Raw genomic sequence first — 16362 nt, 5'->3', positions numbered from 1 at the left:
CGTGCGGATGCCGGGGAGCGCTCAGTTGGCGCAGGGCGCCAGGCGCCACACCCCGGGCCGTACCTCCGACCAGCCCGCGGGCCGGTGGCCCTGGCCGTGCACCCGGTCGAGCCACCGCCGTGCGTAGGACTCCAGGCGCGGGTCGCGCAGAGTCGTCGCCAGGCCCAGGCAGTCGGCGAAGTGCGCCTCGGCCGCGTCGGTCCCGACGTTCTCCAGAGCCAGCAGGCCCAGCACCCGGTGTGCCTCGTAGCGGCCCCGGGGGTCGTCGGCCACCGCGTCGAGCGCGGGGGACAGCAGTGCCGCGGCCTCCTCCAGGCCGCCCGCGTCCAACTGGAGGTCGGCCAGACCGACCAGGGCCCGGCCGCGTTCGGTGGCCGCCGCCGCCGCGTCGGCGGTCAGCAGCGCCCGCTCGTAGAACTCGCCGGCCGTCGTGAGCTGCCGCCGCTGCCAGGCCAGGTCGCCCAGCGACCGCAGCAGCCTGGCCTCGGCGGCGAGATCCTCCTGCCGGCGTGCCGCCTCCAGTGCCAGGGCGTGACAGGTCTCCCAGGTGTCCCAGGCCGCCCGGGCCTCCAGGAAGCCGGTCATGGCGTCGGCGAGGTCCACGGTCTGCGCCCACAGGCCGGCCGCGTGACACCGGCGTACGACGTCCACCAGCCCGTCCTGGCGCCGGCTGAACAGCTCCAGCGGATGTGTCCCGCACCGTTCGGCGTGGGCGTCGGCCTCGCGCAGCTGGCCGGTGAACTCCTGCGCCAGTCTGGCGGTGGCCGCCCGGGCCTCCGCGGCCGGGCTCTCCGAGGCCAGGCACTCCAGGGCCAGCAGCCGCCACAGCGGATGCATCCGGTGGTGGGTGCCGTGCTCCGGGCCGGCCGCCACCCGGCGCAGCAGCTGGGCGGCGACCAGGGCGTCCAGCAGCTCACCGGTCTTGGCCACGTCCTCCCCGAGGACCGCGGCGGCCGTCCGGGTGTCGAAGGGGCCCACCGGCACGAGCCCCAGCAGCCGGAAGGCGCGCCGCAGCGTCGGCTCCGTCTCCTCGTAGCAGGAGCGCAGCCGGTCGTGGAAGCCCGGTGCCGCGGCGCTCAGTTCCGCCAGCCGCCGCTGTTCACCGCGCAGCCGGGCGGCCAGCATCTCCGGGCCCCAGTTGGGGCGGGAGGCCAGCCGTGCCGCCGCGGCCCGCAGGGCCAGCGGCAGTCCCTCGCACAGTGCGGCGATCTCACGGACCGGTGTCTCGCCGCCGTGCTGCGGGATCAGGCGGCCGGCCGCCGCGGTGAACAGCCGGCGGGCCTCGTCCTGGGGCAGGACGTCCAGTTCCAGCACCCGGTCGGTCAGCCCCTCCGGCACGCGCCGGCAGGTGATCAGCGCGGTGCTGCCCGCCGCGTTCGGCAGCAACGTCCGTACGTGTTCGGGGGATTCGGCGCCGTCCAGGATCAGCAGGATCCGCCGGTCCTCGGTCAGCCGGTCCAGGACGCGGCGCAGTGCGGGCACGTCGGCGGGCAGCGGCCCGTCCACCCCGAGCCGCTCCAGCAGGCGGGTCAGCAGGTCTACCGGGTCGGCCTGGCGCGGACCGCCCAGTTCGAGGAAGACCCGGCCGTCGGGGAAGAGGTCGCCCAGCTCGTGGCCGGCGGCGACGGCGAGCGCGGTCTTGCCGATGCCGGCCGCCCCGGCTACCGCCGCGCAGCCGCCGGCCGGGATGTCGCGCAACAGGGCGCCCAGCCGGTCCAGTTCGTCGGAGCGGCCGACGAACACCGGGTCGCGCGGGGGCAGCCGGTTCGGTGTCTGGCCGGGCAGCCGGACCTGCCCGGGGCGGTCGGTGTCCGGTGGTGTCGCGGGCCCGGTGGCCTGCGGTGCGCTCTCCTCGGACGTGCGGGGCAGCGGGGCGGGGTGCAGCAGTTCGGTGTCGCCCGACAGGATCCGCTGGTGGAGCAGCTGGAGCGGCTGCCCCGGTTCGATGGCCAGTTCCGCCACCAGGGTCTGGCGCAGCTGCGCGAAGATCCGTAACGCCTCCGCCTGCCGGCCGGCCCGGTACAGGGCCGTCATCAGCAGCATGTGGAACTCCTCGCGCATCGGCATCTCGGCCACGGCGGAGTGGAGTTCACCGATCAGACGCTGATGGTGACCGAGCCGCAGCTCGGCACGCATGCGCTGCTCCAGAGCGGCGGCCCGCACCTCGGCCAGCCGCACCGCGGTCCGGGCCAGCAGCGCGCCGTGCGGGGTGTCGGAGGCCAGCGGGGCACGCCACAGCTGCAGCGCGCGGCGCTGCAGATCCGCGGCGGCGGCGTGGTCGCCGCGCAGCAGTGCCTTCTGGCCGTTGTGGTGCAGTTCCTCGAACACCGTCAGATCGAGCTGCGCGGGATCCAGGTGCAGCGCGTACCCGGGCGGGCGGGTGACCAGCGCGTCCCGGCCGTACTCCGGGTCGGCGGTGTGCAGCAGCTTGCGCAGCTGCGAGACGTAGACCTGAAGGGTGGTCGTCGCGGTGCGCGGCGGGTGCTCGCCCCACAGCTCGTCGATGAGGCTGTCCACCGAGACGATCTCGTTGGCCCTGACCAGCAGGGTCGCGAGCACCGCACGGATCTTGGCCGCCCGGGGCCGGACCGGTTCGGCCGCCGCGGACGAGGTGATCTCCAAAGGACCCAGAATCCGAAAACGCATGCTCCCACCCTCTTCTCCCCGTCGCACCGGCCGGCGGGACCGGACGGCCGACGCGCGCCGGAGCCGCTCGTCGACCGCTCGCTCCGCGGAACCCGACGACAGACCGTGCTGCCCCAATGTAGGCGTCGGCCACACCCCAAATTCGGACAGGCGTACCCCTGAATTCTGTGAAGGGGCGGTGCATCGCAAGCGGCGCTTTAGCCCGTGATCTCACGATGAGCGTGCTCGGCGGCAGAGGGGCGTCCTGTGCCCCGCTTCGTATGCGCCATGAGGGGGCTGACGTTGACCGCTGCATTCACCACCTTCACCCAGCTGATGCGGGAACGGGTCGCCGCGCTCGGCGACGCGGACGCGCAGGTGTTCCTGCGGGACGTCAGCGAAGCCGAACACCTCACCTACTCCACTCTCGACCGCCGCGCCCGCGCCCTGGCGGTACGGCTGCACGAACTCGGCTCCCAGGGCCGGCCCGTGCTGCTCCTGTACCCACCCGGCCCGGAATTCCTCGTCGCGTTCGTGGGATGCCTGTACGCCGGCGCGATCGCCGTGCCCGCCCCGCTGCCCGGCGACCGGGGCGAGAGGCTGCAGCGGGTCTCCGGCATCCTGCGGGACACCGCGGCCACACTGGTGCTGACCGACTCCGAGCACGCGGCGGACACCTCCTTGTGGCTGGCCGTGACCGGCCGTGGAGAAACGGTTTGCCTGGCCACTGACCTGGACGACACCACGGCCGCCGACGCCTGGCGCGAACCCCGCGTCGGCGCCGACGACATCGCCTTCCTGCAGTACACCTCCGGCTCGACCAGCAAACCGCGCGGCGTCATGGTCAGCCACCGCAACCTGATGGCCAACCAGGAGGCGCTGCAGCACCTCATGGGCACCACCGCCGGCGACCGCTTCGCCAACTGGCTGCCGCACTACCACGACATGGGCCTCATCGCCCATGTGCTGCACCCCCTGTGGCTGGGCACCCACAGCGTCCAGCTGTCGCCGGTCTCCTTCATCAAACGGCCCGTCAGCTGGCTGCGCGCGATCGGCGAGTACGGCGTGACCGTGAGCGGCGGCCCGAACTTCTGCTACGACCTGTGCACCCGCCGCGTCACCGACGCCCACCTCGCCGAACTCGACCTGTCCAGCTGGCGCCTGGCCCTGTGCGGCGCCGAACCGGTACGGGCCCAGACCCTCGACGCCTTCGCCCGCCGCTTCGCCTCGGCGGGCCTGCGCGCCGCGAGTCTCTACCCCGGCTACGGGCTCGCCGAGGCAACCCTGGTGGTCTCCGGCGGCCGTCCGGGCGTCCCGGCCCGCCGGCTGACCGTGGACGCGGCCGCCCTGGAAAGGGACGAACTGCGTGCCCCGGCCGAGGGTGCGGCCGCCCGCACCCTGGTCGGCTCGGGACAGGCGCACGACTTCGACCTGCGCGTCGTCGACCCGCTGGCGGGCGCGGAACTGCCGCCCGGGCGGGTCGGGGAGATCTGGCTGCGCGGCGACAGCGTCGCCCAGGGCTACTGGCGCCAGCCGCTGGAGACCGACGAGACCTTCCACGCCACACTGGAAGGCGCCCCCGAGGGCAGTCCCGGCGACTTCCTGCGCACCGGCGACCTGGGCGCCGTGGACGACGGCGAGCTCTACATCACCGGGCGTTTGAAGGAAGTCATCATCCTCAACGGGCGCAACATCTACCCTCAGGACGTGGAGTGGGCGATCCGGGAGACCGGCCCCGCCCTCGCGGCCGGTCACGGCGCGGTGTTCACCGTCGGAGCGGACCGGGAGCAGCTCGTAGTGATCCACGAGGCACGCCTTCCCCGCGCGGACACCGACCGCCTGCGGGAGCTGGCCTGCGGCATCCAGACGCTCGTCGGACAGGACTTCGACGTCCCCGCCGGCAACGTCGTCCTCGTACGCCCCGGCACCGTGCGCCGTACCACCAGCGGCAAGATCCAGCGCACCCTGATGCGCTCCCTGTTCCTCCGCGGTGAGATCACCCCGCTCCACGACGTACTCGACCCGGCCGTGCGCGCCCTGATCACACCGTCCGCGGTGCCCAGCGGCGAGAACGCCCCCACCATGGTCCGGAGCAGCTAGTGGTGACCTCCGCGCTGCTGACCCAGCCGCCGCTGCACGGCGGCCCGCCCGCCGGCGAGGCCCCGGCCCGGGTCGCCCGGCTGGAGGCCCTGCTGGGCGACCCCGCCGACCCGGCCAACCCGGTCGGCTACCGGGCGCTGCTGCACGCCGACCGGCGGGCCGCGCTGTCCGCCGACGCCGAGGGGCTGCTCGACGACTTCGGGATGAGCCGCGAGTTCGTGCCGACGGAACTGGGCGGCCGGTTCGACTCCGCCGAGACCCTGCTGCGGGTGATGCGCGCGGTCTTCCGCCGCGACGTCGCCCTCGGCGCCGGCTACGGCATGACCACCTTCATGGCCGCGTCCGACGTGTGGATGCAGGGCAGCGCCGACCAGCGGACCTGGCTGGCGGGCCTGCTGCTGTCGGGCTCCAAGGCGGCCATCGCCCAGCACGAGACCGCCCACACCAACGACTTCGTCCGCAGCGGCGTGCGCGCCGAGGTGCACCCCGAGGGCCTGTCGGTCACCGGCGTCAAACCGGTCATCAACAACCTGCACCGCGCCGACGCCCTGGTGCTGTTCTGCCGCACCGAACCGCAGCCGGGCACCACGGGCGCCCACTCGGTGCTCCTGCTCGATCCGCACACCCTGCCCGCCGACCGCTACCGGGTCACCCGCCGTCCCGCCACCCTCGGCCTGCGCGGCTGCTTCTTCGCCGGAGTGGAACTCGACGCCTGTGTCGTCCCCCGCGACAGCCTGCTGGGGCCCCTGGGCGGGGGAGTGGTGACCGCCCTGCGCTCCTTCCAGGTCAGCCGCACCCTCATGGCCTCCATGGTGTCCGCGGCGGTGGACACCGGCCTGCGCACCGCCGTCCTGGTGGACCGCAGCCAACGCCCCGGCCGCACCGGCCTGGACCCCACCGACCCGCAGCACACGGCGGGCACCCTCGCCGGGGCCTTCGTCAACCTGCTGCTCTACGACTGCATGGCCGTGGTGGCCACCCGGGCGCTGCACCTGCTGCCCGCCGAGACCAGCATCTACTCCGCGGCCGTCAAACTGCTGCTGCCCCAGGTCCTCAGCGACACCATGTACGACCTGGCGACGGTGCTCGGCTCGCAGATCTACACCCGCGAGGGCACCGTCGGCATCTTCCAGAAACACATCCGCGACGTGCCGGTGGTCAGCCTCGGCCACGCCGGCACGGCCGCCTGCCAGGCGACGATCATCCCGCAACTGCGCTCCCTCGCCGAGAAGTCCTGGTTCACCAGCGTCGAGGCACCCGCCACCCTGTTCCACCCCGGCGCTCCGCTGCCCCCCTTCGACTACGGCCAACTGTCGCTGGCCTGCGGCCGGGACAGTGTCAGCGCCTCCCTGCTGGCCACCGCCGCGTCCGTGCCCGGCTCCACCGCCGTCGAGCGCACGTTGCGCAACCTGGCCGGCCAGATGAGCGCCGAACTGCACGAACTGCGCAGCCGGGTACTGGCGCTGCCGCCCCCCGACGCGGCCCATCCGGTGGGACCCGCCTGGTTCGCCCTGACCGACCGCTACGTGCTGGTGCTCGCCGCCGCCTGTGTCCTGGGCGTGTGGCACCACAACCGGGGCGGCCCCGACCCCTTCCTGGCCGACCCGGCGTGGGCCGCCGCCGCCCTGCACCGCATCGCCCGGCGACTGGGCATCCCCGCCGCCGACCTGCCCGCCGAGTGCACCGCCCGGGTCCACCGGGAGGTCCTGGCCCGCTACGGCGACCGGCGCAGCTTCGACCTGCACAACACACCGATTCCGGGCTGAGCACGGGCCCGTATCAGGACAAGGAGCCTTCAGGGATGACTCCCTCCCCGCCGTGGCACACCGAGGCCCCGCTCCACCAGTGGCTGATCACGCACCTGGCGGTCTACCTGGACCGGCTGCCCGAGAACATCGAGGCCACGGTGCCCCTGGCCGAGTACGGCATGGACTCGGTGTGCGCGCTCAGCCTGTGCGGCGACATCGAGGACGAGTTCGGCATCGTCGTCGAACCCTCGCTCGTCTGGGACCATCCGACGGTGGCCCACCTGACGGCCCATCTGACGGCACGCGGCGCGGACCCCGACCGGTGGGTACGGTGAACGCCGTCGCCGTGGTCGGTCTGGACTGCGTCTTCCCCGCGGCCCACGGCGTCGAGGCCTACTGGGACCTGCTGATGCGCGGCGGCGACGCGATCGGCCCGCTGCCCGAGGACCGCCGCGGCCCCGGCTTCGACGACACCGTCCAGGGCGGCTTCGTCGACACCGTCACCACCTTCGACAACGACTTCTTCACCATCGCGCCCCGCGAGGCGGCCGCCATGGACCCGCAGCAGCGGCTCCTGCTGCAGTGCGCCTGGCGCGCCCTGGAGGACTCGGGCCGCGCCCCGTCCGCGCTGGCCGGCAGCGACGCCGGTGTCTTCGTCGGCGTGATGGGCAGCGAGTGGGCCCAACTGCACATGGGCGACTACGCGCGGGTCACCCCGCAACTGGGCGCCGGCAGCAGCGCGGGCATGACGGCCAACCGGATCTCCTACCACCTCGACCTCAAGGGCCCCAGCCTCGCGGTGGACACCGCCTGCTCCTCGTCCCTGGTCGCCGTGCACCTCGCCGCCAACTCCCTGCTGTCCGGGGAGTGTTCCACCGCGCTGGCCGCGGGCGTCAACATCGTGCTCACCCCCGCGCTCGGCATGGTCTACCAGCAGATGGGACTGAAGGCGCCGGACGGACGCTGCAAGCCGTTCAGCATGGACTCCGACGGCATCGGCCGCAGCGACGGCGTCGGCGTGGTGGTACTGCGCCGGCTCCAGGACGCGCTCGACGACCACCAGCGCGTCTACGCCGTCATCCGCGGCACCGCCGTCAACCAGGACGGCCGCAGCAACGGCGTCAGCGCGCCCAGCCGCTGGTCCCAGCAGGCCGTGGTGGCCGCGGCCTACCGCAGGGCCGGCGTCGACGCCGGCCAGGTCCGCTTCGTCGAGGCACACGGCACCGGCACCGCACTCGGCGACATCATCGAGTGCGCGGCCCTCGGCGAGGTCCACGCGGTGCCCCGCGACGAACCGTGCGCGATCGGCTCGGTCAAGGGCAACATCGGGCACACCGAAGGAGCGGCCGGCATCGCCGGCCTGATCAAGACCGCCCTCGCCCTGCACCACCGCATCGTGCCCGCCAGCCGCTTCGCCACCCGCGAGAACCCCCAACTGCGGCTCGCCGAGCGGGGACTGAGCCTGCTCAAAGCCCCCCTGCGGCTGCCGGCCGAGGAGGTCGTCGCCGGAGTCAGCAGCTTCGGCATGGGCGGCACCAACGCACACGCCGTCCTGGCCTCCGCACCCCGGACGCCGGTCACCGCCGTACGCGGACCGGCCACCGCCGGGGCGTTCACACTCTCCGCCGACACCCCCGAGGCACTGCGCCGCAACCTCACCGCCCAGGCCGAAGCACTGGCCCGCCGCCCGCGCGGCGACGCCGCCTCGGTGTGCTGGACCAGCAACCAGGTCAAGACCGGCCTGCCCTACCGGGCCGTGTTCACCGCACGCGACACGGCCGAACTCGCCGACGCCCTGCGCACGGCCGCCACCGACGAACACACCCTGGCCCGCGTCACCGACCGCGCCCTGCGCCCGCCCGCCGTCGCCTTCCTCTACCCCGGACAGGGCAGCCAGGAGCCCGGCATGACGGCCGCCCTCTACCGCGAATCCGTCCTCTACCGGCGCCACCTGGACGACGCCGACGACGCGCTGCGCCCCCACACCGGTGACTCCGTACGGGACCTGATCCTCGCCGACGACCCCGCGATCCACCACGCCCGATGGGCCCAGCCCGCCCTGTTCGCGGTCGCCCACGCCCTCACCAGGACCCTGGCCGAGCTGGGCGTGGTGCCCGACGCCGTCCTCGGCCACGGCACCGGCGAACTCGCCGCCGCCGTGGCCGCGGGGATGCTCACCCTGCCGGACGCCGCACGCCTGGTCGCCGCCCACGCCACCGCGGCCCACGACCTGCCCGACGGCGGCATGCTCAGCGTGCGCGCCACCCCGGACGAGATCGCCGACCTCCTCCCCGCCCACCCCGGCCTGTTCCTGGCCGCCGTGGACGGCCCGCACGACACCGTCCTGTCGGGCACCGCCGACGTCCTGCGACAGGCCGCCGCGGACCTGGCCGCACGCGGGCTGAACACCCGCCGCCTCCCGGTCCCGCACGCCGCCCAGGGCTCGGCGGACACCGCCCTCCACGCCCGGATCGCCGACCTGGCCGGCCCGGTCACGGCCAACCCGGCCCGCATCGCCCTGGCCTCGGCCCGCCACGGCCGGATGCTGCGCGACGAGATCCCGGACACCGCGTACTGGGCCGACCTCGCCGTGCGACCGGTCCGGTTCGCCGACGCACTGACCGCCCTGATGACCGAAGCCGCCCCCACCTGCCTCGTCGAACTCGGCCCGGCCGCACACCTGTTGAGCCTGGCCCGGCAAGGCGACCTGCCCACGGGCATCCGGCTGCTGCACCCCGCCCCCGGCCGCGCCGCCACCTTCACCGACCTGGCCGAGACCGTGGGCGGCCTGTACCTCAGCGGCGTCGAACCGTGCTGGGACGCCCTGTACGAGCCGGCCCACCGCCGCACCGAACGCCTCGCCCCCTACGTCTTCTCCGGAGCGCACCGCTTCGGACAGACCGCCGCGGCCCAGCCCGCCGCCCAGCCCGCCGCACCGGACACCATCCCGCGCCAGGAGAGCCCCGGCCCGGCCCACCCGCCGCCCTCCGGCGGCCCCGGCACCCCGGCGGACCGGCCCGACCCCGCGCTGAGCGCGGTCATCGAAGCCGTCGTCGAGGTCGGCGCCTACGCACGCGAACAGGTCAACGCCGAGGCCCGCCTCTACGAGGACCTCGGCTTCGACTCGGTGATGATCATGCAGTTGAAGAACCGGATCGAACAGCAACTCCCGCAGGGCGCGGACATCACCGTGCCGCAACTGCTGCCCGCGCTGAAGTCCGTGGGCACCCTCGCCGCCTTCGTACGCGAGCTGACCAGTACGGGGGCCACGGTATGACAGCACGCACCGCACTCATGCACATCGCCGGCACGGGCAGCGCGCTGCCCGCCGAACCCGTCGACAACGCGGCACTCAGCCACGCCTTCGGGATCAGCGAGGACTGGATCGACCTCTTCGTGGGCACCGGCACCCGCCACTTCGGCTGGGACCTGGCGACCGGAAAGGTCACCCACACCCTCGGCGACCTGTGCGCGGAATCCGCCGCCCGGGCACTGGCCGCCGCCGGACTGGCCGCCGCGGACCTGGACTTCCTGGTGCTGTCCACCGCCACCCCCGACACCCTGCTGCCCACCACCGCCAACGAGACCGCGGACCGGCTGGGCCTCAACCACCTGCCCACCTACCAGCTCCAGGCCGGCTGCTCGGGCGCCGTCCAGGCCCTCGACGTGGCCCGCGCCCTGCTGGCCGGCGGCCACCGCACCGGCCTCGTCGTCTCCGGCGACGTCACCGCCCGCTTCCTCGAAGCCGGCCGGGACGCCTCCACCCTCGCCAGCCAGGAACTCGTCAACTACGTCCTGTTCGGCGACGGAGCCGCCGCCGCGGTGGTCACCGCGCACCCGCACGGCGACGCCCTCGCCGTGCACGGCCTGCTGCACCGCTTCGCGGGACGGGGACGTGCGCCGGGACAGATCGTGGGCTGGCACGGCATCACCGAACCCGACCCGGACCGCCAGATGCTCTTCGAGGACTACAAGACCATCGAGGAGGAGGTACCCGCCCTCGCCGGCGAGATCGTGTGGGAACTGCTCAGCACGGCGGGCTGGACCCCACAGCAGATCGACGCCGTCCTGCCGCCCCAGCTGTCGGGACACATGACCGACCGGATCGTCGCCGGCCTCGGCCTGCCGGCCGGCTGCCGCGAGGTCTCCTGCGTACGCGACACCGGGAACACCGGCAACGCCCTGCCCCTGCTCCAGCTCGACCGGCTCATGGACCGGCTCGCCCCGGGGGAGCGCGCCCTGTCCGTGGTCGTCGAGTCCAGCAAATGGATCAAGGCGGGGCTGGCGCTGGAACGGCCCGCCGATCCCGGGGAAGAAGGGCACACCCGATGACCACCGCCCTGGACGAACTGCGCACCCTGCACCGCACCGGCCGGCTGGCCGCGGCCTACCCCGACGTGGCCCCGCTGCTGACCGGGGTCACCGACGCGGCCGACCGCTCCGAGGAACAGACCGCCGACGAACTGACCCGCTGCGGAAGCCTGCTGGCCCGGCTGGACCTCGAGGACGTCCTCGCCCACCACCCGCACACCCCCGTGCCCACCGTGGCCGTCACCGGCCACTCCGCCACCGCCCAGCTCACCGACCCGCTGACGGCCGAACTCGCCCGGCACGGCCTGCTGGGCCGCCTCGTCACCGGGGACCACGGGGCCTACCTGCGCGACCTCACCGACGAACACAGCGAACTGCGCCGCCACCGACCCGAACTGACGGTGTGTGTGCTCGGCGCCGACGCCGTCCTGGAGCAACTCCGGCCGCCGTGGAGCGTCGACGACGCCGAACAGGCCTGCGCCCGGCTCCTTCACCAGCTGCGCGCCGTCGCGGACGCGCACACCGCACACGGCACCGGAGCACTGGTCCTCAACACCCTCCCGCTGCCCCGCGGCGCCACCCACCAGATCATCGACCAGCGACAGCGCGCCCTGCTCGGCGCGGTGTGGCGGGAGTTCAACGCCCGCCTGCTGCGGCTGGCCGGCGAACACCCCGCCCTGGCCGTCGTCGACCTCGACCCGCTCGTCGCCGCCACCGGACCGGCCACCGACGCCCGGCTGGCCCTCTACACCCGCAGCGCCTTCAGCGCCGCCGTCTTCGCCGCACTGGCCCGCGAGGCCGTGCACGTGCTGCGCGCCCGGCGCGGCATGACGAAGAAGTGTCTGGTGCTCGACCTCGACCACACCCTGTGGGACGGAGTGCTGGGGGAGGACGGACCGGACGGCATCACCTGCGGGCCCACCCCGCAGGGCGAGCCCTACGCCGCGTTCCAAAGAGTCGTCAGACAACTCGCCGCCCAGGGCGTACTGCTCGCCGTCAGCAGCAAGAACGACCCCGGCCCGGTCCAGGACGTCCTCGCCCACCACCCCGAGATGACCCTGCGCGCGGAGGACTTCGTCAGCGTGCAGGCCGGCTGGGACCCCAAGGACACCGCCCTGCGCACCATCGCCGGCCAGCTGGGCATCGCGACCGACGCCCTGGTGTTCGCCGACGACAGCCCCGCCGAACGCGCCCTGATCCGCCACCGCCTGCCGGACACCCCCGTCGTCCCGCTGGGCACCGAACCGGCCTGGCACATCACCCGGCTGCTGGCCGACGGCTGGTTCGACACCCCCCACGTGACCGACGAGGACCGCGACCGCACCGCGCAGTACCGGGGCGCCGCCGCCCGCGCCCGGATGCGCGGCACGACCGGCTCGCACGAGGAGTACCTGCGCGAACTCGGCATCGTCGTCCGCATCTCACCGCCCCGCCCCCACGAACTGCTCCGGGTCTCGCAACTCTCCCTGCGCACCAACCAGTTCAACCTCACCGGCGAACGCGTCCCGCCGGAGAGCGTCCTCGCCGAAGGCCGCCGCCCGCTGACGGTGCGCGTGAGCGACCGGTACGGCGACAGCGGCCTGGTCGGCGTGATCTTCACCCGCCGGGCCGCCGACGGCCTGACGATCGACAACATGCTGCTCAGCTGCCGGGTCCTGGCCCGGGGCATCGAGGACGGCTGCCTGGCCGCGGTCCTCGCGCACGCCCACGACCTCGGCCTGCCCGCGGTCCGCGCCCGCTACCGCGCCACCCGCGGCAACGGACGGGCGAGCGGCTTCTACCCCTCACTCGGCTTCGTGCCGGACACCCCGGGCGACGGCCCGGAGACACTCTTCCGGCACGATCTGAAAGACCTGCCCGCCCCGCCCGGTCACCTGACCGTGGAGGCCGACTTCGAAGGAGACGCCGATGAGTCGTGACAGCACGGCCGACCTCGCCGGCTTCCTCGAAGCGGTGCGCGACGGTCTGGGCCTGGACCTGACCGAGGAACAGGCCGCCGAGGACTTCGACCTGCTGCCCGACTGGGACTCGGTGCACCTGCTGCGCCTGCTGATGCTCCTGGAACGCGAGACGGGCCGCAGCGTCCCCGTCAGCCGCCTGCTCAAGGCCCGCAGCATGCGCGAGATCCATTCACTGGTCACCACCGAGGGGAGGGACACCCGATGAACGCCGTCGGCGGGGGCCTGATCGGTGTGACAGCGGAGGACAGCGACTGGGCGGCGGTCCGCGAGGACCTGCGGCGCTACGGCACGGCGGTGGTCCACGGCCGGCTCGCCGACTGGCGCCCGCGAGCGCCGGACGGTCCCGCGCTGCGCGCCGTGCTGGGCCGGGACTGGTCGCGCTACCGCGACATCGGACACCCGGACATCCAGAGCCGGTACGCGGCGTCGCGGCGGCTGCTCAAACACGCGGCCGCGGCCGCCCTGCGGGCCGAGGCGATCGACCTGGAACTGGCCTACGGGCCGACCGGAAGGCCGTATCTGCGCGGCTGCGACCAGATCGACATCAGCCTCAGCCACACCGACGACCTTCTGCTGGTCGGCCTGACCAGCAGCGGTCTGATCGGGGTGGACGCGGAACGCGCCGACCGCAGCATCTACGCCCGGGGCCTGGCCCGGCTCATCTGCACCCCCGACGAGCAGCGGATGCTGTCGCGACTGCCCGAGCCGGAACGCAATCCGAGCCTGGTGCGGCTGTGGACGCTCAAGGAGGCCTACAGCAAGGCGATCGGCCAGGGCATGCAGTTCCGCTTCAACGAGTTCGGCTTCGGACCGGAGAGCCGGCCCGTCCAGCTCAACCGGCCCGACGGCACGGCGGGAGCGGGCGACGAGTGGACGCTGCGGACCCTGGTCCTCAACAGCGGCGGCACCGAGTTCGTCGTGAGCATCGCGGTCTACGACGCCGGCATGGGCCGCACCCTGGACACGGAGATCACCACGATGCTCGACGCGGAGGCCGTCGCGGCCATCCAGGAGGCGCTGGACGCCGAACAGGAGGAGTGGTCACAGATCCTCGACGACTGACACCGCCGCCTCCGTCACCGCCCTCCCCGCCTGGGTCAGGGCGAGCGTCATCGAGACCAGCGGCCGCCCCAGCGCGTCCTGTCCGGCCGACTGCGCCACCGCCACGCACCGCAGCGGCAGATCGGGCTCCGCGTGGCCCCGGAAATGCGTGTGCATGGCCACCGGCGCACAGTGCCGCGGGTCCAGGCCGTGGAGCCGGTGGGCGGTCAACAGCGCCGTCTGCCGCAGCACTTCGAGCAGCAGCGCGGACGAGGGCACCCGGTCGGGCCGGGCCGCGCCGGCCCGCCACGCGTCGGGCGCGAGCACCTGCGCGGACAGCCGCTGTCCGTTGACGGTCACCGGGGACCGCAGCAGGACGTTGGCGGCGCTGGCGCGCCCCACGTCCGCGGGAGCGGGGCCCGGCGACCTGTCGATGGGGTCCTCGTGACCGGGATGCTGCTGCCCGGCCGTGGCGAGGACGGTGTGACGGGAGTGCTCACGGTGGCTGCGGTGCGCCATCGGGGCGAGGAAGAGCAGATTGGCCGAACCGGTGCCGGCCGCGACCCCGTCGATCTCCAGGCGCGCGTCGAACTCCAGGGCCCGGGGGACTCCGGAGATCACCTTGTCCGGCCGCACCCGCATGGTCGTCGTCAGCGTGCCGGGGCCGGAATGCCGGCGCCACGCGCTGACCTCGTCCATCTCCAGGCCGAACCGGTAGAAGATCGCCACCCGGTCGGCGGCGACCCCGAAGTGGGCCTGACCGATACCCCCGCTGACCTGGCGGACCATCGCCATGGCCGCCTGCAGGTCGTGGAAGCGGTCGTGCCCGTCGTTGAACAGCGGGTGAGAGGTGGGAAGTTCACCGGTCAGGACGAATTCCTGCGACCGGTCGTCGGGGCTGTCGGGCGTCTGGGGGCCGAAGCACTGCGGCCGGTGCACCAGATGGCGGCTGCCGTGTCCGTACCCTGGCGGCGCGGGCCGGGAAGTCTCCAACGCCTCACACTCCTCGGCGGTGTCCTGGCTCGATGTGACTGGTCGTACCAGCCTGCCGGGCAGCAGGGCGGCAAGGCCACTTGCGTCCGGTGACAGGTTGTGGCCTGGCATGCACTGCCGGACCGGTCTACTGGAGGTCCGGCAGCCCCGTCAGCGCGATGTGCACCCCCGCCTGGAAACGGCTGTTGGCGTCGACACTCAGCATGATCTGGGAGATGTAGCGGCGGCAGGTGCGCACCGACATGCCCAGCCTGCGGGCCACGAGCTCGTCCTTGTAGCCCTGCGCCATGAGCCGGATGATCGACCGCTTCAGATCGTCGGTGATCTCGCTGCTGTCCTCGGCCCCGGGGACGAACTGGGTGGCCCCGGACCACAGATGCTCGTAGACCCGGCAGATGAAGGCCACCAGGGTCGGCTCGCGCACCACCACCGCCCCGGGGGCCCGGCCGCCCACGTGCTGCTCGGGCAGGAAGGCCACCTCCCGGTCGTAGATGACGATCCGGTCGATCAGCTCGTCGGTGGTGCGCACCTCGGCCCCGTGCTCGGTGATCGCCCGCACGTAGGAGGCGGTGGCGAGGTCGCTGCGCGCGGTGTGCTGGTAGAGGTGACGTATCTGCACCCCGCGTCTGAGCCGCTCCAGGGTTCTGGGCCGGGCGTTGGCCAGGAGACTGGAGGGACGGGCACCGCCGGGCTGGGCGCTGAGCATCTCGGTGCGGCAGCGCTCGCCCTGCTCGTCCAGTACGGCCTGCAGCGCGTTGATGTCACTGATCACGTCGAAGGCCTCGGCCTGGTTGCGCTGCTGGCGGCTCTCGAAGTAGGTCGCGCGCAGCGCGCCCATCTGGTCACGGATCTCGGTGACCTCCCGCTGCAGGTCCCGTATGCGGCCCTCGGCCGGCCCCACGAGGTCGGCCACCGCCGTGTCGGGGCTCACCGGCACCAGCAGCTCCGGCTCGCCGGGCAGGGGACGCAGCAGGCTGAGCGCCGTCAGACGCTCCTCGACTTGTGCCACCTTTTCCAGGGAGACGCCCAGGGCGGTCGCCATCTCCTCACGGACAAAGCGGCCCAGCAGGACTGCATTGCGGTACGCCTTCGCTTCTGCGTCATCCAGCATGGCGAAAGCGCCTGCCGGGAGAGAGCTTTCAGGCACTGGAGGCTCGCATTCCCGCGCGACGGAACTTCTTGTCAGGCAACTTTACGACACCAGGAATGGGTTGGGCGGAGAACCCCGGTCGGCGAGTCTTGCTGCTGCAAGGCCAACTGTCGAACGTGGGGGTAGCTATGAGCAAGCTTGTACTGCGAATCACGACCGCCGGACTTCTCGTCACCGCCGGATTCATCGGCACACTCGGGGCCCACATTACGGTTCCCGCCATTGCGCACGGCCAGGTGGCCGTGTCGTCGCCCTTCCCGGCGCATTCCGTGCACGCGGCGCCGCTCGGGGACGACCAGTGGGGCTGATGAATCAGCTGTGACGCGGGCGGGCCGGTGCTTCCCGGGCCGCCCGTCGGCATGTCCGCAAAGCGGGCTTTGCTCATGTTTCACCCCGACGGGCCGGTCCGACCAGCCGGCCCGCCGCCCCGGGC

The 16362-nt window shown here is 73.3% G+C and carries 12 protein-coding genes; 9 read left to right on the top strand and 3 right to left on the bottom strand.

Going from position 1 to position 16362, the window contains the following annotated elements; genetic code table 11:
* Positions 1-21: 21 nt before the first annotated feature.
* Complete coding sequence (locus ACFV2J_RS29015; RefSeq protein ID WP_385441381.1) at positions 22-2646, bottom strand: BTAD domain-containing putative transcriptional regulator; 2625 nt, start codon at positions 2644-2646, stop codon at positions 22-24.
* A 282-nt stretch (positions 2647-2928) separates the two neighbouring features.
* Between ACFV2J_RS29015 and ACFV2J_RS29010 the strand changes: the two genes are divergently transcribed.
* From ACFV2J_RS29010 to ACFV2J_RS28975, 8 genes are read left to right on the top strand one after another with little or no spacing between them, the layout of a single operon-like run.
* Positions 2929-4725, top strand: coding sequence for a fatty acyl-AMP ligase (locus ACFV2J_RS29010; protein WP_385083578.1), 1797 nt, complete (start codon positions 2929-2931; stop codon positions 4723-4725).
* A gap of 2 nt (positions 4726-4727) precedes the next feature.
* A complete protein-coding gene (locus tag ACFV2J_RS29005; RefSeq protein WP_385083579.1) occupies positions 4728-6491 on the top strand; it encodes an acyl-CoA dehydrogenase in 1764 nt (587 codons plus the stop codon).
* A gap of 35 nt (positions 6492-6526) precedes the next feature.
* On the top strand, positions 6527-6808 hold the full coding sequence (locus tag ACFV2J_RS29000; RefSeq protein WP_385083580.1) for an acyl carrier protein: 282 nt from the start codon (positions 6527-6529) through the stop codon (positions 6806-6808).
* Entirely contained in the window at positions 6796-9750 is a 2955-nt protein-coding gene (locus ACFV2J_RS28995; protein ID WP_385083581.1) for a type I polyketide synthase, read from the top strand. The genes ACFV2J_RS29000 and ACFV2J_RS28995 overlap by 13 nt, the downstream gene beginning before the upstream one ends.
* Entirely contained in the window at positions 9747-10805 is a 1059-nt protein-coding gene (locus ACFV2J_RS28990) for a 3-oxoacyl-[acyl-carrier-protein] synthase III C-terminal domain-containing protein (RefSeq protein ID WP_385083582.1), read from the top strand. Before ACFV2J_RS28995 ends, ACFV2J_RS28990 begins: the two co-directional genes overlap by 4 nt.
* On the top strand, positions 10802-12703 hold the full coding sequence (locus ACFV2J_RS28985; RefSeq protein ID WP_385083583.1) for an HAD-IIIC family phosphatase: 1902 nt from the start codon (positions 10802-10804) through the stop codon (positions 12701-12703). The genes ACFV2J_RS28990 and ACFV2J_RS28985 overlap by 4 nt, the downstream gene beginning before the upstream one ends.
* On the top strand, positions 12693-12950 hold the full coding sequence (locus tag ACFV2J_RS28980) for an acyl carrier protein (RefSeq protein WP_385083584.1): 258 nt from the start codon (positions 12693-12695) through the stop codon (positions 12948-12950). Before ACFV2J_RS28985 ends, ACFV2J_RS28980 begins: the two co-directional genes overlap by 11 nt.
* Positions 12947-13807: a 4'-phosphopantetheinyl transferase family protein gene (locus ACFV2J_RS28975; RefSeq protein ID WP_385083585.1), complete on the top strand. Its 861-nt coding sequence runs from the start codon at positions 12947-12949 to the stop codon at positions 13805-13807. Before ACFV2J_RS28980 ends, ACFV2J_RS28975 begins: the two co-directional genes overlap by 4 nt.
* Here ACFV2J_RS28975 and ACFV2J_RS28970 read toward each other — a convergent pair.
* Both ACFV2J_RS28970 and ACFV2J_RS28965 read right to left on the bottom strand, forming a co-directional pair.
* Positions 13787-14779 carry an AfsA-related hotdog domain-containing protein gene (locus ACFV2J_RS28970; protein WP_385083586.1) on the bottom strand — a complete coding sequence of 331 codons (993 nt, stop codon included), beginning with the start codon at positions 14777-14779 and terminating at the stop codon, positions 13787-13789. The two genes, ACFV2J_RS28975 and ACFV2J_RS28970, sit on opposite strands and share 21 nt — an antisense overlap.
* Before the next feature lie 127 nt (positions 14780-14906).
* On the bottom strand, positions 14907-15890 hold the full coding sequence (locus ACFV2J_RS28965; RefSeq protein WP_356809000.1) for a hypothetical protein: 984 nt from the start codon (positions 15888-15890) through the stop codon (positions 14907-14909).
* Positions 15891-16057: 167 nt separating this feature from the next.
* Between ACFV2J_RS28965 and ACFV2J_RS28960 the strand changes: the two genes are divergently transcribed.
* Entirely contained in the window at positions 16058-16237 is a 180-nt protein-coding gene (locus ACFV2J_RS28960) for a hypothetical protein (protein WP_385083587.1), read from the top strand.
* The last annotated feature ends 125 nt before the right edge of the window (positions 16238-16362 follow it).

Source organism: Streptomyces sp. NPDC059668, from assembly GCF_042734135.1.
Classification (GTDB): domain Bacteria; phylum Actinomycetota; class Actinomycetes; order Streptomycetales; family Streptomycetaceae; genus Streptomyces.
The sequence above is the reverse complement of the archived record's forward strand: the minus strand, read 5'-3'. Positions and strand labels throughout refer to the sequence as shown.

Bases quoted from the DNA above. Each gene is read 5' to 3' on its own strand.
- ACFV2J_RS29015 (WP_385441381.1), bottom strand. From the start codon at position 2,646: ATGCGTTTTCGGATTCTGGGTCCTTTGGAGATCACCTCGTCCGCGGCG.
- ACFV2J_RS29000 (WP_385083580.1), top strand. From the start codon at position 6,527: ATGACTCCCTCCCCGCCGTGGCACACCGAGGCCCCGCTCCACCAGTGG.
- ACFV2J_RS28990 (WP_385083582.1), top strand. From the start codon at position 9,747: ATGACAGCACGCACCGCACTCATGCACATCGCCGGCACGGGCAGCGCG.
- ACFV2J_RS28985 (WP_385083583.1), top strand. From the start codon at position 10,802: ATGACCACCGCCCTGGACGAACTGCGCACCCTGCACCGCACCGGCCGG.
- ACFV2J_RS28980 (WP_385083584.1), top strand. From the start codon at position 12,693: ATGAGTCGTGACAGCACGGCCGACCTCGCCGGCTTCCTCGAAGCGGTG.
- ACFV2J_RS28975 (WP_385083585.1), top strand. From the start codon at position 12,947: ATGAACGCCGTCGGCGGGGGCCTGATCGGTGTGACAGCGGAGGACAGC.
- ACFV2J_RS28965 (WP_356809000.1), bottom strand. From the start codon at position 15,890: ATGCTGGATGACGCAGAAGCGAAGGCGTACCGCAATGCAGTCCTGCTG.
- ACFV2J_RS28960 (WP_385083587.1), top strand. From the start codon at position 16,058: ATGAGCAAGCTTGTACTGCGAATCACGACCGCCGGACTTCTCGTCACC.